This window comes from Micromonospora sp. CPCC 206060, from assembly GCF_036906895.1.
GTDB lineage: Bacteria > Actinomycetota > Actinomycetes > Mycobacteriales > Micromonosporaceae > Micromonospora.
Genome location: NZ_JBAKHU010000001.1, coordinates 60,913 through 82,368, shown reverse-complemented (window position 1 = coordinate 82,368; position 21,456 = coordinate 60,913). Strand labels below are relative to the sequence as shown.

Below are 21,456 nucleotides of genomic sequence, written 5' to 3'. Positions count from 1 at the left end.
GGCGAGGTTACCCGCCGGAGGCGGCGGGTTCCGGGTCGCACGCCACCCTTGTCCGGACGGGTGATCGGGTCCCCTCGCAGGCCAGAGCCGATCTTGGATCGGCGAAGAATCGATAGATGGACATCTTGACGAACTGATGACCCCGTGAGTAGCGTCTCACTAACTTTTTGGAAGGTTTCCTAACTATTAGGGAGACGCCGCATGAAGAGATCGATCCGCCGGGCCTTCTGGGCCGGTGCCGTGGCCGTGGTGGCCATGGCCGCGGTGCCGATGACCTCGGCTCTCGGCGCCGGAAGCGTTACCGCGACCTTCACCAAGACCCAGGACTGGGGTACCGGGCACGGTGCCAATGTGACCGTGACCAACAGCTCGGACGCCTCGGTGAGCACCTGGCGCATCGAGTTCGACCTGCCCGCCGGCACCACGATCAGCAGCTTCTGGGACGCCGACGTCACCAGCAGCGGCAACCACTACGTCGCGGTGAAGAAGAGCTGGGCCGGCCCGCTCGCTCCCGGCGCCTCCTTCAGCTGGGGTTACAACGGCACCGGCCCGTACGCCGCGCCGTTGAACTGCACCATCAACGGCGCGCCCTGCGGCGGCGGTACCACGCCCACCACTCCGCCGACCCCGACCCTCTCGCCGACCCCGACCACGTCGCCCACCCCCACCCCCACCCCGACGACCACGCCGCCGCCCAACCCGGGTGGCAAGAAGGTGGTCGGCTACTTCGCCGAGTGGGGCGTCTACGGCCGGAACTACCACGTCAAGAACATCCACACCAGCGGCTCGGCCGCCAAGCTCACCCACATCCTTTACGCCTTCGGTAACACCACCGGTGGGCGGTGCACCATCGGGGACAGCTACGCCGACTACGAGAAGGCGTACACCGCCGCGGACAGCGTGGACGGCGTCGCGGACACCTGGGACCAGCCGCTGCGGGGGAGCTTCAACCAGCTCCGCAAGCTGAAGCGGATGTACCCGCACCTGAAGGTGATCTGGTCGTTCGGCGGCTGGACCTGGTCCGGTGGCTTCACCCAGGCGGCCCAGAACCCGACCGCCTTCGCCGACTCCTGCTACCGCCTGGTCGAGGACCCGCGCTGGGCGGACGTCTTCGACGGCATCGACGTCGACTGGGAGTACCCGAACGCCTGCGGCCTCACCTGCGACTCCAGCGGCCCGAACGCGTTCAAGAACGTCATCGCGGCGCTGCGGGCCAAGTTCGGCACCGGCAACCTGGTCACCGCCGCCATCACCGCGGACGGCAGCAGCGGCGGCAAGATCGACGCCACGGACTACGCCGGCGCGGCGGGCAACCTCGACTGGCTCATGCCGATGACGTACGACTACTTCGGTGCGTTCAACGCGCAGGGGCCGACCGCTCCGCACTCGCCGCTCACCTCGTACGCCGGTATCCCGCAGCAGGGCTTCTGGTCCGACGCGGCGATCCAGAAGCTGAAGGCCAAGGGAATCCCGTCGAGCAAGCTCCTGCTCGGCATCGGCTTCTACGGCCGGGGCTGGACCGGGGTCACCCAGGCGGCGCCGGGTGGCAGCGCCACCGGTGCGGCTCCGGGCACCTACGAGGCCGGTATCGAGGACTACAAGGTGCTCAAGACCAAGTGCCCGGCGACCAGCACCATCGCCGGTACCGCGTACGCCCTCTGCGGCAACAACTGGTGGAGCTACGACACCCCGGCGACCATCGGCGGCAAGATGACGTACGCCAAGAACCAGGGTCTCGGCGGTGCGTTCTTCTGGGAGCTCTCCGGAGACACCGGTAACGGTGAACTCATCACCGCCATCCGGGGTGGTCTCGGCTGAGGCCGGGGCGTTGACGGGCCGACGCCGGCCCGGTCCGCTGACGGGACGGACCGGGCCGGCGCCGCAACCGACGGACATCCCACGGAGGGGGCCGGGCACCTGCCCGGCCCCCTCCGCGTGGCATCCGCGCCCGTTAAGAAGGGACCCTTCCTATACCGAAAGCGATAAGAAGGGGCCCTTCCTTACATCAATGCGAGTGGGTCAATGTGTCAGACTCGGCCGAACCGGTACCGACAGCTGAGTAGGGAGTGGTCCGATGGGCGTGCCCCGCATCCGTCGTGTGGCCCTGGCCACCGTGCTGGTGGCGCTGCCGGTGGGCCTGGCCGGTTGCGGCCTCGGCGGGGGTGACCCGGCGGACGAGCCGGCCGACGACCGGCCCACCGTGGAGGAGGCGGCCACCCGGGCCCGCGAGCGGGTCCAGGCGTACCTCGACGCGATGAAGGCCAAGGATCCGGCCGCCGGTCGCGCCCAGCTCTGCGATCCCATGCACGAGGCGTTCGACGCGGCGGCCACCGGCCCGAACGGCGACTTCGCGACCCACTTCACGGTCGGTGACGCTGCCGTCACCGAGGTCCGGGACACCGAGCGGGGGCAGCAGGTGGCCGCCACGGTGACCGTGACGGTTGCCGGCAAGCCCCGCAGCAGTGGGCTGCTCTTCACCGTCACCCGTAGCGCCGGGCAGTGGTGCATCTCCGGCGAGACCGTCGGGACGGCCGCCGCGCCGACCCCGAGCAGCACCGGGTGACCGGGCGTCGACGGTACTCCCACTGACCGGAACGACCCACCTCGACGGTCGGCTCCGCGCGTCGTCGCCGTACGCTTTCTGCCATGCGCCAAGAGTGGCACCAGCTCAGCTACCCCGGAGTGGACAACCCCGGCCTGAAGACCAGCCGCCCCACCGCCGACTCCGCCGAGGACGCCGCCCTCGGCCTGGACCGGTGGCGGGAGCTGCCCCGCGCCCAGACCCCGCCCTGGCCGGACCCGGCGGTCGTCGCCGAGGTCTGCAAGGTGCTCGACACCGTGCCGAGCGTCGTCGCGCCCTACGAGGTCGACGAGCTGCGCCAGCGGCTGGCCCTGGTCTGCGAGGGCAAGGCGTTCCTGCTCCAGGGCGGCGACTGTGCGGAGACCTTCGCCGACAACACCGAGAGTCATCTGCTGGCCAACGCCCGCACCCTGCTCCAGATGGCGATCGTGCTCACCTACGGGGCCTCGCTGCCGGTGGTCAAGGTGGCCCGGGTCGCCGGCCAGTACACCAAGCCCCGCTCCCTGCCGACCGACGCGCGTGGGCTGCCGGCGTACCGCGGCGACATGATCAACTCGCTGGAGGCGGTGCCCGAGGCCCGGGTCGCCGACCCGCAGCGCATGATCCGGGCGTACGCCAACTCGGCCGCCGCGATGAACATGCTCCGGGCGTACCTGGCCGGCGGGCTGGCCGACCTGCACGCCGTGCACGACTGGAACAAGGGCTTCGTGCGCAACTCCCCGGCCGGTGAGCGGTACGAGGCGATCGCCCGGGAGATAGACCGAGCCATGGCGTTCATCCGGGCCTGCGGGATGACCGACGACGAGGCGTTGCGCGCGGTCACCCTCTACTGCTCGCACGAGGCGCTGGCCCTGGAGTACGACCGGGCGCTCACCCGGGTCTCCGGCAACCGGGCGTACGGCCTCTCCGGGCACTTCCTCTGGATCGGTGAACGCACCCGGCAGATCGACGGCGCGCACATCGACTTCATCTCCCGGATCGCCAACCCGATCGGCGTCAAGCTCGGCCCCACCACCACCCCGGACGAGGCGCTCGAACTCTGCGAGAAGCTCAACCCGGAGAACATCCCCGGCCGGCTCACCCTGATCAGCCGGATGGGCAACCACCGGGTACGCGACGCGTTGCCACCGATCGTTGCCAAGGTCACCGCCGCCGGAGCCAAGGTGGTGTGGCAGTGCGACCCGATGCACGGCAACACCCACGAGTCGTCCAACGGCTACAAGACCCGGCACTTCGACCGGATCGTCGACGAGGTGCTCGGCTACTTCGAGGTGCACCGGGGGCTGGACACCCACCCCGGTGGTCTGCACGTCGAGCTGACCGGCGAGGACGTCACCGAGTGCCTCGGTGGCGCCCAGGGCATCGCCGACCTCGACCTGCCCGACCGGTACGAGACCGCCTGCGACCCGCGGCTGAACACCCAGCAGTCGCTGGAGCTGGCCTTCCTGGTGGCGGAGATGCTCCGTGGCTGAGCCGGTGCGGTCAGCCGGGGGGCAGCCACCGGTCGACCTCCGTTCGGACACCGTCACCCGGCCCACCGCCGCCATGCGGGCGGCTATGGTCGACGCCGAGGTCGGCGACGACGTCTACGGCGAGGACCCGACCGTCGCGGCGCTGGAGGCCGAGGTGGCGGCGCTGTTCGGGCACGAGGCGGCGCTCTTCGCTCCCACCGGTTCGATGGCCAACCAGATCGCCCTGCAACTGGTGGTACCCCGGGCGGGGGAACTGCTCTGCGACGCCGACGCGCACGTGCTCGCCTACGAGGTGGGCGCCGCTGCGGCGTACGGCGGAATCTCTACGCGTACCTGGCCGGCGGCCGGGGCGGACCTCGACCCGGAGACCGTCCAGGCGATGATCCAGCCCGACGGGTACTGGGCGGTGGCGACCCGGGCGATCGCCGTCGAGCAGACCCACAACCGGGGCGGGGGCGGGGTGATCCCGCTGGCCACCCTGCGTCAGCTACGCGGCATCGCGGACGCCGCCGGGGTCGCGCTGCACTGTGACGGCGCCCGGATCTGGCATGCGCACGTCGCCGATGGCGTGCCGTTCGCCGAGTACGGCAGGCTTTTCGACACCATGTCGGTCTGTCTCTCCAAGGGCCTCGGCGCCCCGGTCGGTTCCGTGGTGCTGGGCAGCGCGGAACGCATCGCGGAGGCCCGGTTGATCCGCAAGCGGCTGGGCGGTGGCATGCGGCAGGCCGGCATCCTCGCCGCCGCCGGTCTGTACGCCGTGCGGCACCACATCGACCGGCTGGCCGAGGACCACGTCCGGGCTGCCCGGCTGGCCGAGGCGCTCGCCCCGTTCGGGGTGGTCGCCACGCCGGTGCGGACCAACCTGGTCCCCCTGGACCTGCGGAAGTCACCGATCGACGGGGCGACGCTCGCCACCGCCGCGCGGGCCGAGGGGGTGCTGGTCTCGGTGCTGGGGCCGCGTGCCGTCCGGTTGGTCACCCACCTGGATGTCGACGACGCCGGCACGGACCGGGCGATCGAGGTACTGACCGCGATCCTGCGCCGCTGACCACCCGGCCTGATGCTGACCACCCGAATCGACGCTGACCACTCGCGTTGACGCTGACCACTCGCGTTGACGCTGACCACTCGCGTTGACGCTGACCACTCGCGTTGACGCTGACCACTCGCGTTGACGCTGACCACTCGCGTTGACGCTGACCACTCGCGTTGACGCTGACCACTCGCGTTGATCATGAAGTTGTTGTCGCCGCTATCGGCGTGTCGAGACAATAACTTCATGATCAACCCGTGGAGCCGGGTACGGCACAGCCGGGTACGGCACAGCCGGGTAGGGGTGGGCCGGGCGGGGAGACGGGGTCAGGGGCGGAGTCGCTTGAGGGCGGCGATGTCGGCGGCGTGGCCGACATGCTTCTCGGTCGGAGTCTCCACCACCACCGGCACGCCGGCGGTCACCGGGTGGGTCATCAGTTCGGCGAACGCCGGCTCGCCGAGGTTGCCCTTACCGATCGACTCGTGCCGGTCCCGGGTCGACCCGCACAGATCCTTCGAGTCGTTGGCGTGTACCAGGGTGAGCCGGCCCGGACCCACCGTGGCCAGCAGGGTGTCCAGCGTGGCCGACATGCCGCCGGCCGCCGCCAGGTCGTGGCCGGCGGCCCAGGCGTGACAGGTGTCGAAGCACACCTCCAGCCACGGGTGCCGGTCCACCGCGTCCAGGTAGGGGCCGAGGTGTTCCACCCGGGAGGCCAGCGACCGGCCGCCACCCGCGCTCGGCTCCACCAGGAGCTTCGGCCCGCCGCTGGCCGCCGCCGCGTCGAGCAGCGGGAGCAGGCTTTCGCGTACCTGCCGCATGGCCGCCTCGGCGTGCCCGGCGTCGACCGCGCTGCCCGCGTGGAAGACCACCCCCCGGGCACCGATCGCCGCACCCCGGCGCAGCGCGTGGGCCAGGGTCTCCGTCGACCGCTCGACCGTGGCCGGGGTCGGTGAACCCAGGTTGACCAGGAGCGAGGCGTGGATGAAGACCGGTACGCCCCGCTCGGCGCACCCGTCCCGGAACAGGATGTCCTGGGCGGGGTCGCCCGGGGGCAGCGCCCAGCCCCGGGAGTTGGAGACGTAGACCTGCACCACCTCGGAGCCGGCCGCGTCGACGTACGGCAGGGCAGCCCGGGCCAGCCCACCGGAGGCGGGGGTGTGCGAGCCGACCGGGCGGCAGTCAGTCTCGGTCATCGTGCTCCCCGACAGGTCAGAAACATGTGATCGTCACCTGGGTACCCGGGGGGACCTGGGAGTTCTCGCCCGGGTTTTGGAAGCGTACGGTGGCGCCCGGGTTGAGCTGTACGTTCACCGGGAAGCCCAGGCCCTCCAGTTGCTGCTTCGCCTGCTGGCAGGGCAGGTCGACGACCCGGGGCACGGTGACCGCCGGTGGCCCCTTGCTGATCTCCAGCTTGACCTCGGTACCCTTCACCACCCCGGAGCCGACCGCCGGGCTCTGGCCGAGCACCTGGTCCTTCGGCTTGTCGGAGTCCTGGTACGTCTCCACCGGCACCAGCCCGAGCTTCTGCAACGCCGCCCGCGCCTCGTTGATGTTCTTGCCGACCAGGTTCGGCACGGTGATCGGCGCCCGGCCCCGGCTCAGGATGACGGTCACCTTCGAGCCGGCCTTCACCTCCGTGCCGACCTTCGGCTGGACCTCCAGCACCATGCCGGCCGGCAGGTTGTCGTCGTAGCGCTGGGTGCCCCTGGCGACCACGAGTTTCGCGTCGAGCAGGGCCGCCTCGGCCAGTTCGAAGGTCTGACCCAGCACGTCCGGGACGGCGATCACCTCCGGACCGAGCGAGAGGGTGAGGGTGATCGTGCCGCCCTTGACGATCCGGGCGGTCGACGCCGGATCCTGACGCAGGACGGTGTCCTTGGCCGCCTTCTCGTCGTACTGCGGCTCGGCGTAGACCAGGGTGAGACCGGCCTTGGCGGCCTGCGCCTCGGCCTGCGCCTTGGTGAGGCTGACCAGCTCCGGGGCCACCGTGTACCGGCCGATGCCGAACCACCAGCCACCGACCGCGACCAGCAACCCGAGCACCACCACGGCCGCCGCGACCGCGTTGCGTCCGCGCCGGTCGCTGAGCAGCCGGGTACGCAGCTCGGTCAACCGGGCACCGAGGGCGGGCTGCTCCGCGGCGCGCCGCCGCCGGGGCTGGGGCTGGGTGCGCTCCTTCTGCTCCGGCAACCGGGCCCAGGACGGCCGCTCGACGGGCTGTACCGCGGCGACGACCATGGTCGGCTGGGCCGCCGGGGCGACCACCTTCGGTAGCAGGGTGGTGCTGCTGGCGCTGGTGTTACCGAGATCCTCCCGGACGACCTGCACCTCGGCGAGCAGGGCACCGGCGTCGGTCGGCCGGCCGCCGGGATCCCGGCGGGTGGCCCGGGCCACCAGTTCGTCCAGCGCGGCCGGTAGCCCCGGCACCAGGGTCGACGGCACCGGCACGTCCCGGTCGACGTGCTGCCAGGCGACGTCGATCGGCCGGTCGCCGTCGTACGGCACCCGCCCGACGAGCATCTCGAACAGCACGATTCCGGACGAGTAGACATCGGTACGCGGATCGGCGTGCCCGTCGGTGACCAGTTCCGGGGCGACGTAGGCCACGGTCGCCAGCAACTGGTTGCCCTCGTCGGCGTCGGCGCTCGCCTCGACCGCCTGGGCCAGCCCGAAGTCGGCGACCTTGACCACGCTGTCGACCAGGTTGGTCATGCCGCCGGTCGGCGCCTCGGCGACCAGCACGTTCTCCGGCTTGACATCACGGTGCACCAGGCCGGCCCGGTGTGCCGCCGCGATCGCCGCGAGCATCTGCTCGGTGATCGCCAGCGCCTCGTCCGGGTTGAGTCGGCCGCGCTCGGTGAGCACCTCCCGCAACGTCCGGCCCCGGACGTACTCCATGACCAGGTAGGGCAGGCCGTCATGGGTGCCCTGGTCGTAGACGGCGACCACGTTGGGGTGGGTCAGCCGGGCGATGGTCTTGGCTTCCTCGGTGAACCGTCCGAGGAAGTTCCCCATCCGGGCCTGGACGTCCGGAGCCTGGGACGGGTGGATGATCTTGACTGCGACGGTGCGTTCGAGGCGCTCGTCGGTCGCCGTGTACACGGTCGCCATTCCGCCCCGGGCGACCCGCGCGCGGATGCGGTAGCGCCCGTCGATCAGCGAGCCCAGCAACGTGTCGGCAACCTGTGTGTCCATCGGCAGGCAGTCTATGTGTCCGGGAGGCGGTGGCAGAACAGGATGCCACACCCGGGGTGCCGTCAGCCGTCGCCGGGCGGCGTGGCAGGGTGATCAGGTGACCGAATCCGTACCCGCCGGTCCGGCCAGCACCGGACCGGAGCGCACCAGCCCGGACCTGCCCGGCCCCGCCGACCCGGCCGGCTGGCTGACCCTGCCCGACGTCGCCGAGCGGCTCGACGTGTCGATCAGCAAGGTGCACCAGATGATCCGGGAGGGCGAACTGCTCGCGGCCCGCCGGGACGGCATCCGTCGCGTCCCGGCCGAGCTGGTCGCCAACCAGAACGTGCAGAAACACCTGCCCGGCGTACTCACCCTGCTGCGGGACGCGGGCTACGACGACGAGGCGGCGCTGCGCTGGCTCTACGAGCCGGACGACACGCTGCCCGGTACCCCGGCCGGGGCGCTCGGCGGTGACCGGGCCCGCGAGGTCAAGCGTCGGGCCCAGGCGCTCGGCTTCTGAGCCCGGGTCGGCACCCGGTCGGGTCGCAACGGCCCGACCGGGCCCGCCGGTACGGCTGGACCCGGCCACGGGGCCGGCGGACCGGCACCGCCGGAGCGCGGGCGGGGTGTCTCAGTCGCGACGGCGGGTGGCGGCGACCGCCAGGTCGACCAGCGCCTGCCGGGCCTCGGTGACCAGCTCCACCCCGGTCAGGGCGGCCAGTGCGGTCCCGGTGAGCGCGGTGATCCGCGCCTCCGTCCGGTCCAGTGCCCCGGTCGCCACGATCAGCTCGCGGAGCCGGTCGACCCCCGCCGGGTCGAGGGCCTGGTCACCGAGGTGCCGGCCGAGCAGTTCCCGGCCCGGGTCGTCGGCCGCCTCCAGGGCCGCCGCCACCAGGTAGGTCCGCTTGCCCTCCCGCAGGTCGTCGCCGGCCGGCTTGCCGGTCTGCCCCGGGTCACCGAAGACCCCCAGCACGTCGTCGCGGAGCTGGAACGCCTCGCCCAGCGGCAGCCCGTACGCCGAGTAGGCGGCCTGCACGTCTCGGGCCGCCCCGGCGAGCGCGGCGCCGAGCAGCAGCGGCCGTTCGACGGTGTACTTGGCCGACTTGTAGCGGGCCACCTTGCTGGCCTGCTCCACCGAGGTGTGCCCGGTGGCCTGGGTCACCACGTCCAGGTACTGGCCGACGGTCACCTCGGCCCGCATCTCGTCGAAGACCGGCCGGGCCCGGGCCACCGTGACCGGATCCAGGCCGGCGGAGTGCAGCAACTCGTCCGACCAGACCAGGCAGAGGTCACCGAGGAGCACCGCGGCGGCGTCGCCGAAGCCCTGCGCACTCCCGTGCCAGCCGGCGTCACGGTGCTGCTCGGCGAAACGCCGGTGCACCGCCGGCTCACCCCGGCGGGTCTCCGACCGGTCCATCAGGTCGTCGTGGATCAACGCGCTGGCCTGGACCAGCTCCAGCGCGGCCAGGGCAGCCACCACCCGGTCCGAGTCGACGCCCCCGGCACCCCGGTAACCCCAGTACCCGAACGCGGGCCGCAGCCGTTTGCCGCCGCGCAGCACGAACGCCTCCACCGCCTCGGCGACCGGTATCAGGGTGTCGTCCACGTCAGCCAGCCAGCGGCGCCGGGCGGCCAGGAATTCGGTCAGCGCGGTGTCGACACGGTGGCGCAGCCCGGCACGGTCGACCGGGGAGACGGGAGCAGCTTGGGTCACCGCTAAGACGCTAGCGGGTCGGTGGCCGGCCGCCGGGTCGGCCCCGCCCGGGACACCGGGGTCGTCCCGGGGTGTCACCGCCGGTCATTCGGCCGTCACGTGATCGAGGACGGCGCTGACGACCTCCCCGGCACCCGGGCCGGCCTGGGCGAGCTCCCTGCCGTCCGGCGCCCAGATGCCCGACCGGCCTGCGCTGCGGGTGTACCCGTCCCCGGTCGGTCCGGCGAAGCTTGCCACGGCGACCCAGATCCGGTGGCCGGTGGCGGTACCCCGGGCGCGCTCGTCCTGGATCCCCGCCTCCTCGGGGAACATCAGGGTGCCGGCGACGTAGACATGGATACCGAGGGCGGTGGTGTCGGCGACGTGCTGCGCGATTCCCGTGTCCCGGCAGATGGCCAGCCCGAGCCGCCAGCCGTCCACGTCGAGCACGGCCGGCCGGTCACCCGGACTGAACCGGCCCGCCTCGCTGCTGCCCAACCACAGCTTGCGGTAGGCGACGGTGACCCCCGCACCGGTGACGGCCAGCATGGCGATGTGTGCCCGGCCAGCGCCACCGAGCCGGTTTCGGCGCAGGCGGCGACGAGGGGCGCCAACCGGGGATCGCCCGGGTCGACCGTCGGGGCGTCCAGCTCGTACCCGGTGAGGGAGAGCTCCGGGAAGACCACCACCCGGGCACCGGCGGTGCGGACCGTCGCCGCATGGGTCGCGGCGTTCGCCGCGAGGTCGTACGGCACGCAGGGCGGCTGGGCGACCGCGACGCGGAGCGGTCCGTCGGGTCTCGGCGCAGGCATGCCTGATTATGGCCGCCGGACCGGCTGGCGGAGCCGACGCGGTACCGGGCCCGGTCGGCTCCGGCGCCGGGCGGTGGGGCGGGCGGCGTACCCGACGGGGAGCGGACGGTGCGGCGGGGCCGGCGGCCGGCGGGAGCCGCCGTGCCGGCGTCCCGGATCCGGGCCCGCGCCGGCCCGGGCGCCGGCCAGGTGCGCCACCGGGACGCCGAGCACCACCGCGAGCCAGCCGAGCCAGAAGTCCCCCGGGGTCCGGCGCTGCCGTTCCCAGCGGGAGACCTCGTGCCGGGTCAACGTGGGCACTCCGGACGCGGTGCAGAGCTCGGCGGCGAGCCGGAGCTGACTCCAGCCCCGGGCCTGCCGCAGCCCGGCCAGCAGTGCGCCGAGGGCGGGCGGAGTGGGGGACGTCATGGTGCCTCCGGGCGGACGGGGCCGACGGTCCGCGCGGGACCGCCGACGTGGGTGGATCCGCGATGCCGGTCTTCTCGGCCAGTTCGCGGACATGCCCCCGCACGGTGACCCCGGGGCCCGCCGTCCGGCCCACCCGTGCCGCCATCAGTGAACCCTGGGGGTACGACAGTCCGCGCGCTGCCGGTCACTGGGTGGGAAGCTGTCGGAAACGGCCGGTCCGGGCCGGTAGAGTCGCGGAGTGGCGCTCGGTCTTCCCTCGGTCCTTCCCAACCAGCAGCCGTCGATCGGCGAGGTGATCCGGTCGTCCGCCCCCACCTTCTCCTTCGAGTTCTTCCCGCCAAAGACCGAGCAGGGGGAGCGGCTGCTCTGGCAGGCCATCCGGGAGCTGGAGTCGCTGCGGCCCTCGTTCGTCTCGATCACCTACGGCGCGGGTGGGTCGACCCGGGACACCACCGTCGCGGTGACCGAGCGGGTCGCCACCGAGACCACCCTGCTGCCGATGGCGCACCTCACCGCCGTCAACCACTCGGTCGCCGAGCTGCGCAACGTGATCGGCCGGCTCGCCGGGGTGGGGGTACGCAACGTGCTGGTGGTCCGGGGTGACCCGCCGGGCAACCCGATGGGGGAGTGGGTACGGCACCCGGAGGGTGTGCTCTACGCGGAGGAACTGGTCCGGCTGGTCCGGGAGTCGGGTGACTTCAGCGTCGGGGTGGCCGCCTTCCCCTACAAGCATCCCCGCTCGGCGGACATCGCCACGGACACCGCCCACTTCGTCCGGAAGTGCCGGGCGGGTGCGGACTTCGCCATCACCCAGATGTTCTTCGACGCCGACGACTACCTGCGGCTGCGGGACCGGGTGGCCGCTGCCGGCGGTGACACCCCGATCCTGGCCGGGGTGATGCCGGTGACCCAGATGCGCACCATCGAACGGTCCGCGCAGCTCTCCGGCGCGCCGTTCCCGCCCCGGCTGGCCGAGCGGTTCGCCCGGGTCGCCGACGACCCGGAGGCGGTCCGTCAGCTCGGCATCGAGCAGGCCAGCGAGATGTGCCGGCGGCTGCTCGACGAAGGGGTTCCGGGGATCCACTTCATCACCCTCAACCGTTCCACCGCCACCCGGGAGGTCTGGCAGCACCTCCAGGCCGGCGCGCGGGTGTGACGGGTCGGTACGCGACACCCCTGCCGCCCTCCTACGGTTGAGCCGTGGTGGGCACACAGCTGAAATGGGACGAGTACGCCACCGTCTGGGCGCGGCTGCACGGCGGGTTCGACCCGCGCGCGGCCACCCCGGTGGTCCGTGGCTGGCTCCGGCTGGCCTACCACCTGGGCTACCTGCTCGGTCGGCTCCGGGTCAGCCCGACCGCGGTCACCGTGGCCGGGATGCTGATCTGCATCGCGGTACCGGTGGTCGCGCCACGGGGGCAGGACGGCCCGCTCCTCGCCGCCGGGATCGTGCTGCTGGCCGCCGTCGCGGACAGCGTGGACGGCGCGGTGGCGGTGGTGACTGGGCGTACCAGCCGGCTCGGGTACGTCTACGACTCGGTCGCCGACCGGGTCGGTGAGGCGGCCTGGCTGGCCGCGTTCTGGCTGCTGGGGGCGCCCGGGGCACTGGTGGTCGCGGCCGGCGCGCTCTCCTGGCTGCACGAGTACGTGCGGGCCCGGTCGGTGTCGGCGGGGATGCGGGAGATCGGCGCGGTCACCGTCGGGGAGCGGCCGACCCGGGTGGTGGTCGCCCTGGTCGGGCTGCTGCTCGCCGGGCTGACCGGGTTCATCCGGACGGATCTGGCGGCCGGCACCATCACGATGGCGACGGCGGTGTGGGTACTGCTGGCCGGGTTCGGTCTGGGGCAACTGCTCGCCGCGGTGCGGCGGGTACTCGTCGACGCCGGCTGACGCCGGCCGGGCCGGCCGGCGGCGGTCCGGGCCCCGGGCCCGGACAACAGTCGACGATGCCGGCCGGTACCACTACCAGGCGGGGCCGATCCGGTCGGCGACGATCTGCGCGGACAGGGTGACCATCGGCAGGCCGCCACCGGGGTGGGTCGAACCGCCGACCAGGAACACCCCGTGTGCGGGGGCGCGGTTCGCCGGCCGGAGCAGACCACCGGCGGTGCCGTAGATCGCGCCACCCGGTGCGGCGGTGCCGTCGGCCAGGTCGGCCGGGGTACGGACCTCGCGGAACACCAGCCGGTCCCGGACATCGACGCCCCGCTCGGCGAGTACGTCCAGGATCCGGTCGGCGTACGCGTCGGCCAGACCGGGGCGCCGCCAGTCGACCGCCGACATCGAACGTCCCTGGCGGGCGGCGTTGACCAGCACGAACCACGCCTCGTGCCCGGCCGGACGGACCATCGGGTCGTCGGCCACGGTGACGAAGACGGTCGGGTCGGGCGCCGGCCGGGCCGGTACCCCCCGGCCCGGAGCGCCGAACACCGCGTCGAACTCGGCGTCGTGGTCGCCGGGGAAGAAGACGTTGTGGTGGGCCAGCCCGGAGTCCCCGGCCACCCCGAGCAGCAGCACGAACCCGGCCAGGCTCCGGTCGGCCAGCCCGGCCAGCCGGCGCGGGCTGGGCAGCAGATCCCGGTAGACGGTCAGCGCGTCGACGTTCGCCACCACCACGTCGGCCGGGACGGGCGCGGCGGCCCCGGCGAGACGCACCCCGTGCACCCGGCCACCGGCGGCGTCGATCCGGGTGACCGTGGTGCCGGTCTGCACCACCACACCCAGGTCGAGGCAGCGGGACAGCAGTGCGTCGGCCAGGGTGCCCAGCCCGCCGCGCAGGTACCAGCCGCCGAAGGTCAGCTCGGCGTAGGGAATCGCGACCAGGGCGGCCGGCGCCCGCCGGGGATCGGCCCCGGTGTAGGTGGCGTACCGGTCGAGCAGCATCCGCAGCCGGGGGTCGCGCAGGGTACGCCGCCCCAGCCCGCGCAGGGTCTGGCCGGGCCCGATGGCGGCCAGGTCACCCAGCCGCCAGGCCAGTTTCGCCAGCTCGCGGGGGGAGTCGATGCCGGTCCGTAAGATGTCCCGCCACGAGGCGTCCCAGACCCGGCCGGCCCGGCGCCACAGCCGCCCCCAGTCGGCCGCCGCCTCGGCGCCGAACGCCGTGCCGATCCGGTCGGCGAACGCCACCGGGTCGGCGCAGGAGTCGAGGACCGGGCCGTCGCCGGGGAAGACGTGCCGGACGATCGGGTCCAGCGGCACCAGGTCCAGATACTCGTCGATTTTGGCGCCGGTGGCCTCGAACAGGTCGGCGAAGACCTCCGGCAGGGTGAGCAGACCGGGGCCGGTGTCGAAGTGGAACGCCCCGGCCGGGGTCTCCCGGGTGTACCGGCCCAGTTTGCCGCCGACCACCTCGGCACGTTCGAAGACGGTGACCTCATGCCCCGTCACGGCCAGCCGGGCGGCGGTGGCCAGGCCACCCACCCCGGCGCCGACGACCACGACGCGAGCCATGCGAGCCTCCCTAGCCGGTGTTACCTCAAGTCGGGGGGTCAGCCGACCGGGCGACCACGCCAGGACAGGCGGTGCCGCTTCCGCAGATGGTACGACCGTACGGTCAGCCAACCCAGGACCACGACCGACACCGGGTGGGCCAGCGCGTCGGGCCACCAGCGGCCCCCGGTGGCGCGGGCGCTGACCACCCGGCCGGCCACCCCGAGCAGGTACGCCGCCAGCGCGGCAGCCGCCACCGTCGGGGTACCGGCCAGCGTGGCGGCCACCGCCAGCGGCAGCGGAACGACGTAGAGGAGCAGCAGCAGGGTGAGTACGGCGGCTGCGGCCACCGGCGAGCCGAACGAGGCCCAGAGCGACTTGGTGTAGCCGTCGCGCAACTCCGGCCACGAGTCGTACATCCGGCACCGGGCCAGCCGGGAGCCGTCGGCCAGGGCGATCCGCCGACCGGAGCGTTTCACCGCCCGGGCCAGTTCGATGTCCTCCAGAACCTTGTCGCGGACCGCGCCGTGCCCACCGGCGGCTTCGTAGCCGGCCCGGTCGACGAGGAGGAACTGCCCACCGGCGGCGGCCAGCGGCGGCCGGGGCGAGCGTTCCATCGCCCGTAGCGGCAGGAAGGTCAGCCAGAGCCACTGCAACAGCGGCTGGACCAGCCGGTCGGCCACCGAGGAGACCAGGATCTCCGGGTACGCCGAGAGCAGGGTCGCCCCGGAGGTGCGCAACGTGGCCACTGCGGCGGCCACCGCGTGCGGGGCGAGCACCACGTCCGCGTCGACGAAGACCAGCACCCGGGCGGCCGGGTCGGCGTGCCGGGCCAGTTGCCGACAGGCGTGCGGCTTGCCGAGCCAGCCGTCGGCCAGCGGGACCCCGGCGTGCAGGGTGACCCGGGGGTCACCGGCCACCACGGCGCGGACCACCTCGGCGGTGCCGTCGGTGGAATCGTCGTCGAGCACCACGATGCGCAGCCCTGGTACGCCCTGCTGGGCCAGCAGCGACCGCAGGCACGGCGTGACCCGGGTGGCCTCGTCGCGCAGCGGCAGCAGCACCGCGACCGGTTCGGTGACCGGTGCCGGGGCGGCCGGCGGCCGGCGCAGCCACCAGCCCGCGTTGACGTACGTGTGCGCGGTGAGCGCCGCGACGGCGAGCGCGAGCAGCCAGGTCACCGTGGGGTGCTCACCCGGAGCCGCTGCTGCCGCCCCCGCAGCAGGGTGACCGCCAGCGGCACCGCGGCCACCGACATCGCCACGGCGCCCCACAGCGCCGAGGCAGGCAGCCGGAGGAAGACCGCGTGCGCCAGGATGCTGGAGAAGTACGTCCACAGGTAGAGCGTGTACATCGGGGGGTCGGCGGGGTCGGGGTCGCCGACGGTCGGACCGCCGAGCGGGCGCAGCAGCGTCATCAGCAGGACCGCGAAGAGCAGCCAGCCGAGGTAGTTGCTGACCGGGATGCCGGTCAGGCCGGGCAGCGCCGGGGTCTGCCGCAGCCACACCCAGTACCCCTCGGCGACCATCTGCGGGTCGAGGAAGAGGTCCCAGGCGGCCAGTCCGGTGGCGGCCAGCGTGATCCGCCCCACGCTGTGCTGGCTGGCCCGCGACTGCGGGGCTCGCAAACCCGGCTCGCTCCTCGCGCTCGTGCGCGGAGCCAGCCGGACTGCGGCCAGCCAGGCCGGCCAGGCCATCCAGGTCCAGGCCAGCGGGATCACCAGGGGTACACCGAACAGCTTCGGCCCCAGTTCGCCGGAGTAGTCGTAGCTGCCGAACGGGAAGCCGGTCGCCACCCCGAGCGCCTCGATCGCCAGCCCGCCGCCGGTGGCCACGGCGACCAGTGCCGCCGCGGCCCGGGGACCCCGGCTGAGCAGCGCGTGGCTGACCGACAGCAGGTAGCCGAGGATGACGGTGGCCACCGTCAACCGGGCCCGGGTGGTGCCGGTGGTCAGCGGGTAACCGATCTGCGCCAGGACGAGTACCCCGAGCAGCAGCCAGGGCAGCAGGCGCCGGGGGGTCATGCCGGAGGTGTCGGCGGGGGCAGCGGCAGGTCCCGGCCGAGGACGGCGAAGTCCCGTTCGTCCCCGGGGAACCGGAAGTGCCGCAGCACGTCGACGAAGCCGAAGCGGCGGTAGAGCCGCCAGGCCCGGGAGCGCTGTTCGTCGGCCTCCGGTGTGGAGAGCAGGGTACGTTGCCCCTCGGCCATGGTCAGCAGGGCCCGTAGTTGCCGGGCACCCAGGCGGTGCCCCTGCATGGGGGGCCGGACGTGCAGCTCCACCACCTCGAAGCAGTCGGTGAGCCAGGCCCGGCGGGTGGCCGGCTCCAGGGCGCGGTGCACCTGGTCGTGCCACCACTGGCCCGGTTCGGAGTGGTAGCCGTAACCGAAACCGGCCAGGTGCCCGGCGGTGGTCAGGGTGGCGACCGCGCGGAAACCGGGACGGCGTACGTGGGTGGCGATGTAGCCGCGCCGGGCCTCCAGCAGGTCGGCGCGGTAGCCCATGGCCTCCCCGTAGACGGCCACCACGTCGTCCAGTCGCCGGACCAGATCGTCCGGCGACCATGGCACCAGCCTCATCCCCACCTGTCGTTCCTCACTGTCGATCCGGATCGTCCGTGGCCCAGCCGAGCACCGTCCGGTCGCCGTGCACCCCGTGCACCTCGAACCGCGCGAAGAGTTCCTCGGCGTACCACCGCTCGGTGGGGGTGCGGGTGATCGCGGCGCGGTGCTCGGGGTGACGGTACGCGAAGTCGACCAGGTCCGCCGGGTCACGCCACACGCTGACCGTGCCCTGCCAACCCAGCGGCGCCTCGCCGACGCCGAACCGGACCAGCAGCCCGGGAGCCTGGTGTAGCGCGGCGGCCACCGGGGGTACCGCCCGCCAGAACGTCGCCGCCCGGCGGGCCCGCAGCCGGGCCCGGGTCAGGGCCAGCACCGGACCGTCGCCCCGCCCACCGGGCGGATCGCCGAACGGGCGCACCCCGGACCATTCGCCCCGGCTGGTCACCGGCCGCAGGTCCAGCCGGACCGTGGCGCGGGCGATCCGGGCCCAGGACCGGGCCACCGGGGTGTCGTCGAAGCCCGCCGCCGCCCCGGCGGAGTCCCAGACGGTGAGCGCGGCCCAGCGGGTCGGGTCGGCGTCGGAGGGGCCGAAGCCGGTACCGGTACCGGTGCCGAGCAGCTTGCCGAACCGGACGCCGGGGGTGGTGCGCAACCGGCGCGGGTCGAGGGCCATCCGGACCAGTGCCCGGGGCAGGGCGGTCCGGGTGACCCGCCAGACGTGCAGGGTGACCAGTTCGGGGACGGCGGTCACGCCACGTCGGCCGGGGTGCCGGCGGTGACCCGCAGCAGCTCGCCGTACGTGATCGGGAAGACCGCCCGGGGTACCCCGCCGGCGGCCCAGATCTCGGGGTACCCGGCCAGCGCGGTGTCGACGACGGTGCGGACCGGGGCCGGGTGCCCGAGCGGGGCGACCCCGCCGATGGGCTGCCCGGTGTGCTCCCGGACGAACTCCGGGGTGGCCCGGCGCAGCCGGCTGACGCCGAGCCGGGCGGCCAGGCCGGCGGTGTCCACCCGGTGCGCGCCGGAGGTGAGGACCAGCAGTGGGGCCCCGTCCGCCTCGAAGATCAGCGAGTTGGCGATCTGACCGATTCCGACACCGAGCGCCTCGGCCGCCGCAGCGGCGGTGTGTACCGCCTCGGGCAGGAGCCGTACCGTGCTCGCCGCGCCGGAGGAGTCCCGGGCGCCCGCGTCGTCCAGGGCGGCCTGCACCGCCCGTACATTGGGGTGTGGCTGCATGTGCCCATCTTTCCTGGTCCACCGCCGTGGTGTTCAGTCGGCCCGCCGATTGTCCGGCGGGGACCGGATGCCCGGCGGTTGTCCGGTGGAGGCCGGGTGCCCGGCGGTTGTCCGGCGGGGGCCGGATGCCCGGCGGGGCCTGACCGGGGCCGGGTCAGCGGGGCAGGTCGTTGGCGGCCACCACGTCCGGTGGGGCGGGGGCGGCTTCGGCCGTCCGGGTCGCGGTCCGGGCGGTCTCGGCCAGTGCCACCCCGACCAGCACCAGGGCGCCACCGGTCAGTTGGGCGGGGTTGAGCGCCTCACCGGCGCCGAGCGTGGCCCAGGCGACCGCCGCCGCGATCACCGGCTCGATCATGCCGATGATGCCGACACTGGTCGCCGGCAGGTGCCGCAGGGCGGCGGCGACCAGCAGGTACGGCACGATCGAGCCGAGTACGACGACGTAGCCGCAGAGCAGGACGACCGGTACCCCGCCACTGGTGTCACCGAGCGGTGCCCAGCCCCCGGTACCGGCGGTGACCGCCCGGGTGAGCAGGCCGGCCACGGCCGACGCGCCGAACGCCCAGGTGCAGAGCGAGAGGGTGTCCCGGCGCTCGACGCCCCGGGCGCCGAGTACGTAGTACAGGGCCAGGAAGACCGCCGCGCCCAGCCCGGCCAGCACGCCCGTGCCGTTGAGCTTGAGGTCGCCCCAGACCTCGGCGACGCAACCGAGCCCGACCAGGCTGAGCAGCAGACCGCCCCAGAGCCGGGGTCGGACCCGCTGCTGCTGGCCGAACCGGGCCCAGAGGGCGACCAGCAGTGGGGCGGTGTACTCGAACAGCAGGGCGATGCCGACCGGCAGCCGGGAGATGGCCACGAAGTAGAGCATCGGTACCAGGAAGAAGCCGGTCAGCCCGTACCCGATCAGCAGCGGGAGCTGGCCGGCGGTGACCCGGAGCCGGCGGGCACCGGGGTGCAGCAGCAGGCTCAGCGCGAGCAGGCCGACGACGGCTCCGACCGCCCGGAGCAGGGTGAGTTGCGGTGCGCTGATCCCGGCCCGGAGTACCAGTTTGGACACCGTGCCGTTGATGGCGAAGAGCGCGCCCGAACCGACCACCATGGCGACACCGAGGGCAGGGCGGGGCGTTGTCACGGCACGAGGCTACCGCTGCCCCGGTCAGGACTGACCAGCGGTACGGTCGTTACCCACCGGATCCGTCCCGTCGCCCGTCCGGGTGCCTTTCCGCTGCTGGGCCGACCAGTTTCCGCGACCTGCGCGGCGTGCGTTGCATTTTCGTCGGGGGCAGGGTGTACTGTCGAAGGCAGTTAGAACGGATGTTCGATTTAATCGAACGCCCGTTCCACTACCGGGAGAGGTGTTTCGCGGCGCCGGCTCCCGGAGTGCGGCTCCGCGGGCCGCACAGGGTTCCGGACAGTCGCGAGTCCGGGGCCATCAGGCAGGTCGTCGTCCGCTGCCCACGACCCCCGGGCAGCGGACGACGAACCCGCCGGCACGGCCGGCCGGGTGTGGTGTGGGGAAGCGTCCACACCCGGCCGGCCCCCCACAGTGGTGCGCCTTCCTCCGCACCCGCCACGCGTCGGCACCGCCCCACAGGTGGGTGCGACGCGGTCGACCCGGTGACGCGGAGGAGACAGTCATGCCGACCAACCCGGCCCAGCCACCCACGGTGCCGGCGCACGTGCTGCCGCACCGCACCCCCGCCCAGCTCCTCGCGGTGGCCCGGCAGGGGCTGACCGAGGCCGCGCGTACCCGCCCCGACGGCCTGCGGTACGCCGCCGCCCACCTCGCCGCGCTCCGTGCCGCCGCTGCGGTGCTTGCCGCCCGGGCCCGTCCCGCGCCGACCCGCCGTAACCGGATCACCAGTGTCTGGGCCCTGCTCGTGGTCGTCGCGCCCGAGTTGGACGAGTGGGCCACCTTCTTCGCGGCCAGCGCGGGCAAACGGGCCGCCGCCGAGGCCGGCATCCCCCGGGTGGTCACCACCCGGGAGGCCGACGACCTGCTCCGCGCGGCCGAGGAGTTCGTGACGGTGGTGGAGACCGCGCTCGGGAAGGCGTACCAGCCGACCCTGGGCGGTCTCGCCGCCGCCTGAGTCACCGTGCGGAGGTTGCGCCCCCGTGGCTGATTTCGCTCGGCTGCGCGCCATGCTGGGCGACACCGATCCCCGGGAGGCGGTCGGTGACCAGTTGCCGATGATCCCGCCGATCCGCCGGCTGCTTGGTTCCCGGGTCCGGCGTGGCGCGCTGGTGGCCATCGAGGGGGAGGCCGCGCGGTACTCGCTCTCCATGGTCCTGCTCGCCGGGGTCTCCTCGGCCGGTGGCTGGTGCGCGGTGGTCGGGGTGCCGGCGTTCGGCTGTGTCGCCGCCGCCGCGTACGGGGTGCGTCCGGAGACCCTGGGGCTGGTGCCGCAGCCCGGCGCCGCCTGGACCGACGTGGTGTCGGCGCTGACCACCGGGATGGACGCGGTACTGGTGCACCGGCCCGAGCAGGTGCCGGGCGGGCTGGCCCGGCAGTTGACCGCCCGGGCCCGCCGGTCGGGCTGTACCGTGCTCACCCTCGGCCCCGCCTGGGAGGGCAGTGACCTGCGTATCTCCGTGGTCCGGCGGCAGTGGTACGGGCTGGCCCAGGGGGGCGGTCGGCTGCGCCGGTGCCGGGTGACCGTGGTCGCCTCGCACCGGCCCCGGGTCAGGGTGGACCTGTGGCTGCCGGCGGAGGACGGTGGGGCCCGGGAGGCCGCGCCGGTGGTCAGCGCGGCGTGACATCGGGCGCGGCGGCCGGTGTCGCCGTGGGCGGATCGCGTACCGGTGGCGCCGGTCGATCTACGGAGTGGGTGCCCCTGCCAGGTCGATCACTCCGGGAGCCTCGGCCCATTCGATGCAGAAGATCGCGTTCGGATACTTGGCCTTGATGATCGGCCCGTCGCGGTCGGGTTCGCTGATCCCGATGACGACGCACCCCTGCTCCAGCGAGGGGTGGTGGTTCATGGGGATGCCTCGGCTTGCCTAGTAGTCGTAGTCCGCGAGGAGTTGGTCCTGCCAGGCCCGTAGGTCCTGCT

Annotated in this window: 21 protein-coding genes and 1 pseudogene; 9 read left to right on the top strand and 13 right to left on the bottom strand. The window is 73.4% G+C overall.

Annotated features, from left to right (window positions below; translation table 11 throughout):
• Positions 1–201 precede the first annotated feature (201 nt).
• The 4 genes from V6U90_RS00385 to V6U90_RS00370 all read left to right on the top strand — a co-directional run bounded on the left by V6U90_RS00385 (position 202) and on the right by V6U90_RS00370 (position 5,101).
• The gene (locus tag V6U90_RS00385) at positions 202–1,818 is read left to right on the top strand and encodes a glycosyl hydrolase family 18 protein (RefSeq protein WP_334430439.1); all 1,617 of its coding nucleotides are present in this window, start codon (positions 202–204) and stop codon (positions 1,816–1,818) included.
• A 256-nt stretch (positions 1,819–2,074) separates the two neighbouring features.
• Entirely contained in the window at positions 2,075–2,563 is a 489-nt protein-coding gene (locus V6U90_RS00380) for a hypothetical protein (protein ID WP_334430438.1), read from the top strand.
• An 83-nt stretch (positions 2,564–2,646) separates the two neighbouring features.
• A complete protein-coding gene (locus tag V6U90_RS00375; RefSeq protein ID WP_334430436.1) occupies positions 2,647–4,053 on the top strand; it encodes a class II 3-deoxy-7-phosphoheptulonate synthase in 1,407 nt (468 codons plus the stop codon).
• Positions 4,046–5,101 carry a threonine aldolase family protein gene (locus V6U90_RS00370; RefSeq protein ID WP_334430434.1) on the top strand — a complete coding sequence of 352 codons (1,056 nt, stop codon included), beginning with the start codon at positions 4,046–4,048 and terminating at the stop codon, positions 5,099–5,101. The genes V6U90_RS00375 and V6U90_RS00370 overlap by 8 nt, the downstream gene beginning before the upstream one ends.
• A 311-nt stretch (positions 5,102–5,412) precedes the next feature.
• Here V6U90_RS00370 and V6U90_RS00365 read toward each other — a convergent pair whose 3' ends face one another.
• Positions 5,413–6,279, bottom strand: a complete 867-nt coding sequence (locus V6U90_RS00365; protein ID WP_334430432.1) for a deoxyribonuclease IV — start codon at positions 6,277–6,279, stop codon at positions 5,413–5,415.
• A 16-nt stretch (positions 6,280–6,295) separates the two neighbouring features.
• Complete coding sequence (gene pknB, locus V6U90_RS00360; RefSeq protein ID WP_334430430.1) at positions 6,296–8,281, bottom strand: Stk1 family PASTA domain-containing Ser/Thr kinase; 1,986 nt, start codon at positions 8,279–8,281, stop codon at positions 6,296–6,298.
• Positions 8,282–8,378: 97 nt separating this feature from the next.
• Between pknB and V6U90_RS00355 the strand changes: the two genes are divergently transcribed.
• Positions 8,379–8,783 (top strand): Rv2175c family DNA-binding protein, encoded by a 405-nt coding sequence (locus V6U90_RS00355; RefSeq protein WP_442933490.1) that lies wholly within the window; start codon positions 8,379–8,381, stop codon positions 8,781–8,783.
• 111 nt (positions 8,784–8,894) lie between these two features.
• Here V6U90_RS00355 and V6U90_RS00350 read toward each other — a convergent pair whose 3' ends face one another.
• The 3 genes and pseudogenes from V6U90_RS00350 to V6U90_RS00340 form a co-directional block, all read right to left on the bottom strand.
• Positions 8,895–9,977 (bottom strand): polyprenyl synthetase family protein, encoded by a 1,083-nt coding sequence (locus tag V6U90_RS00350; RefSeq protein WP_334430428.1) that lies wholly within the window; start codon positions 9,975–9,977, stop codon positions 8,895–8,897.
• 84 nt (positions 9,978–10,061) lie between these two features.
• A pseudogene (locus V6U90_RS00345) lies at positions 10,062–10,768 on the bottom strand (carbon-nitrogen hydrolase family protein).
• A gap of 6 nt (positions 10,769–10,774) precedes the next feature.
• Entirely contained in the window at positions 10,775–11,176 is a 402-nt protein-coding gene (locus V6U90_RS00340) for a helix-turn-helix domain-containing protein (RefSeq protein WP_334430426.1), read from the bottom strand.
• Between the two features lie 238 nt (positions 11,177–11,414).
• On the opposite strand from V6U90_RS00340, the gene metF reads away from it, so the two are divergent.
• Both metF and V6U90_RS00330 read left to right on the top strand, forming a co-directional pair.
• On the top strand, positions 11,415–12,332 hold the full coding sequence (gene metF / locus V6U90_RS00335; RefSeq protein ID WP_334430424.1) for a methylenetetrahydrofolate reductase [NAD(P)H]: 918 nt from the start codon (positions 11,415–11,417) through the stop codon (positions 12,330–12,332).
• A 44-nt stretch (positions 12,333–12,376) separates the two neighbouring features.
• Positions 12,377–13,066 (top strand): CDP-alcohol phosphatidyltransferase family protein, encoded by a 690-nt coding sequence (locus V6U90_RS00330; RefSeq protein WP_334430422.1) that lies wholly within the window; start codon positions 12,377–12,379, stop codon positions 13,064–13,066.
• 72 nt (positions 13,067–13,138) lie between these two features.
• Here the strand turns inward: V6U90_RS00330 and V6U90_RS00325 are convergent, their stop codons facing one another.
• The 7 genes from V6U90_RS00325 to V6U90_RS00295 all read right to left on the bottom strand — a co-directional run bounded on the left by V6U90_RS00325 (position 13,139) and on the right by V6U90_RS00295 (position 19,535).
• Positions 13,139–14,626: a phytoene desaturase family protein gene (locus V6U90_RS00325; protein ID WP_334430420.1), complete on the bottom strand. Its 1,488-nt coding sequence runs from the start codon at positions 14,624–14,626 to the stop codon at positions 13,139–13,141.
• Between the two features lie 38 nt (positions 14,627–14,664).
• Complete coding sequence (locus V6U90_RS00320) at positions 14,665–15,786, bottom strand: glycosyltransferase (RefSeq protein ID WP_334430418.1); 1,122 nt, start codon at positions 15,784–15,786, stop codon at positions 14,665–14,667.
• The gene (locus V6U90_RS00315; RefSeq protein ID WP_334430417.1) at positions 15,783–16,628 is read right to left on the bottom strand and encodes a carotenoid biosynthesis protein; all 846 of its coding nucleotides are present in this window, start codon (positions 16,626–16,628) and stop codon (positions 15,783–15,785) included. Before V6U90_RS00315 ends, V6U90_RS00320 begins: the two co-directional genes overlap by 4 nt.
• On the bottom strand, positions 16,625–17,182 hold the full coding sequence (locus tag V6U90_RS00310) for a GNAT family N-acetyltransferase (RefSeq protein ID WP_334430415.1): 558 nt from the start codon (positions 17,180–17,182) through the stop codon (positions 16,625–16,627). The genes V6U90_RS00315 and V6U90_RS00310 overlap by 4 nt, the downstream gene beginning before the upstream one ends.
• 16 nt (positions 17,183–17,198) lie before the next feature.
• Complete coding sequence (locus tag V6U90_RS00305; RefSeq protein WP_334430414.1) at positions 17,199–17,918, bottom strand: monooxygenase; 720 nt, start codon at positions 17,916–17,918, stop codon at positions 17,199–17,201.
• Positions 17,915–18,403, bottom strand: coding sequence for a YbaK/EbsC family protein (locus tag V6U90_RS00300; RefSeq protein WP_334430413.1), 489 nt, complete (start codon positions 18,401–18,403; stop codon positions 17,915–17,917). Before V6U90_RS00300 ends, V6U90_RS00305 begins: the two co-directional genes overlap by 4 nt.
• A gap of 154 nt (positions 18,404–18,557) precedes the next feature.
• Entirely contained in the window at positions 18,558–19,535 is a 978-nt protein-coding gene (locus V6U90_RS00295; protein WP_334430411.1) for an EamA family transporter, read from the bottom strand.
• A 505-nt stretch (positions 19,536–20,040) separates the two neighbouring features.
• On the opposite strand from V6U90_RS00295, the gene V6U90_RS00290 reads away from it, so the two are divergent.
• Both V6U90_RS00290 and V6U90_RS00285 read left to right on the top strand, forming a co-directional pair.
• Positions 20,041–20,493, top strand: coding sequence for an SAV_6107 family HEPN domain-containing protein (locus V6U90_RS00290; protein ID WP_334430409.1), 453 nt, complete (start codon positions 20,041–20,043; stop codon positions 20,491–20,493).
• Positions 20,494–20,518: 25 nt separating this feature from the next.
• Entirely contained in the window at positions 20,519–21,160 is a 642-nt protein-coding gene (locus tag V6U90_RS00285; protein ID WP_334430407.1) for a hypothetical protein, read from the top strand.
• 60 nt (positions 21,161–21,220) lie between these two features.
• Here V6U90_RS00285 and V6U90_RS00280 read toward each other — a convergent pair whose 3' ends face one another.
• Positions 21,221–21,385 (bottom strand): hypothetical protein, encoded by a 165-nt coding sequence (locus V6U90_RS00280; protein WP_334430405.1) that lies wholly within the window; start codon positions 21,383–21,385, stop codon positions 21,221–21,223.
• Positions 21,386–21,456 lie beyond the last annotated feature (71 nt).

Excerpts from the sequence above, each read along its gene's own strand:
- V6U90_RS00385 (WP_334430439.1), top strand. The coding sequence starts at position 202 with ATGAAGAGATCGATCCGCCGGGCCTTCTGGGCCGGTGCCGTGGCCGTG.
- V6U90_RS00380 (WP_334430438.1), top strand. The coding sequence starts at position 2,075 with ATGGGCGTGCCCCGCATCCGTCGTGTGGCCCTGGCCACCGTGCTGGTG.
- V6U90_RS00375 (WP_334430436.1), top strand. The coding sequence starts at position 2,647 with ATGCGCCAAGAGTGGCACCAGCTCAGCTACCCCGGAGTGGACAACCCC.
- V6U90_RS00365 (WP_334430432.1), bottom strand. The coding sequence starts at position 6,279 with ATGACCGAGACTGACTGCCGCCCGGTCGGCTCGCACACCCCCGCCTCC.
- pknB (WP_334430430.1), bottom strand. The coding sequence starts at position 8,281 with ATGGACACACAGGTTGCCGACACGTTGCTGGGCTCGCTGATCGACGGG.
- V6U90_RS00340 (WP_334430426.1), bottom strand. The coding sequence starts at position 11,176 with ATGACGTCCCCCACTCCGCCCGCCCTCGGCGCACTGCTGGCCGGGCTG.
- V6U90_RS00325 (WP_334430420.1), bottom strand. The coding sequence starts at position 14,626 with ATGGCTCGCGTCGTGGTCGTCGGCGCCGGGGTGGGTGGCCTGGCCACC.
- V6U90_RS00315 (WP_334430417.1), bottom strand. The coding sequence starts at position 16,628 with ATGACCCCCCGGCGCCTGCTGCCCTGGCTGCTGCTCGGGGTACTCGTC.
- V6U90_RS00310 (WP_334430415.1), bottom strand. The coding sequence starts at position 17,182 with ATGAGGCTGGTGCCATGGTCGCCGGACGATCTGGTCCGGCGACTGGAC.
- V6U90_RS00300 (WP_334430413.1), bottom strand. The coding sequence starts at position 18,403 with ATGCAGCCACACCCCAATGTACGGGCGGTGCAGGCCGCCCTGGACGAC.
- V6U90_RS00290 (WP_334430409.1), top strand. The coding sequence starts at position 20,041 with ATGCCGACCAACCCGGCCCAGCCACCCACGGTGCCGGCGCACGTGCTG.
- V6U90_RS00280 (WP_334430405.1), bottom strand. The coding sequence starts at position 21,385 with ATGAACCACCACCCCTCGCTGGAGCAGGGGTGCGTCGTCATCGGGATC.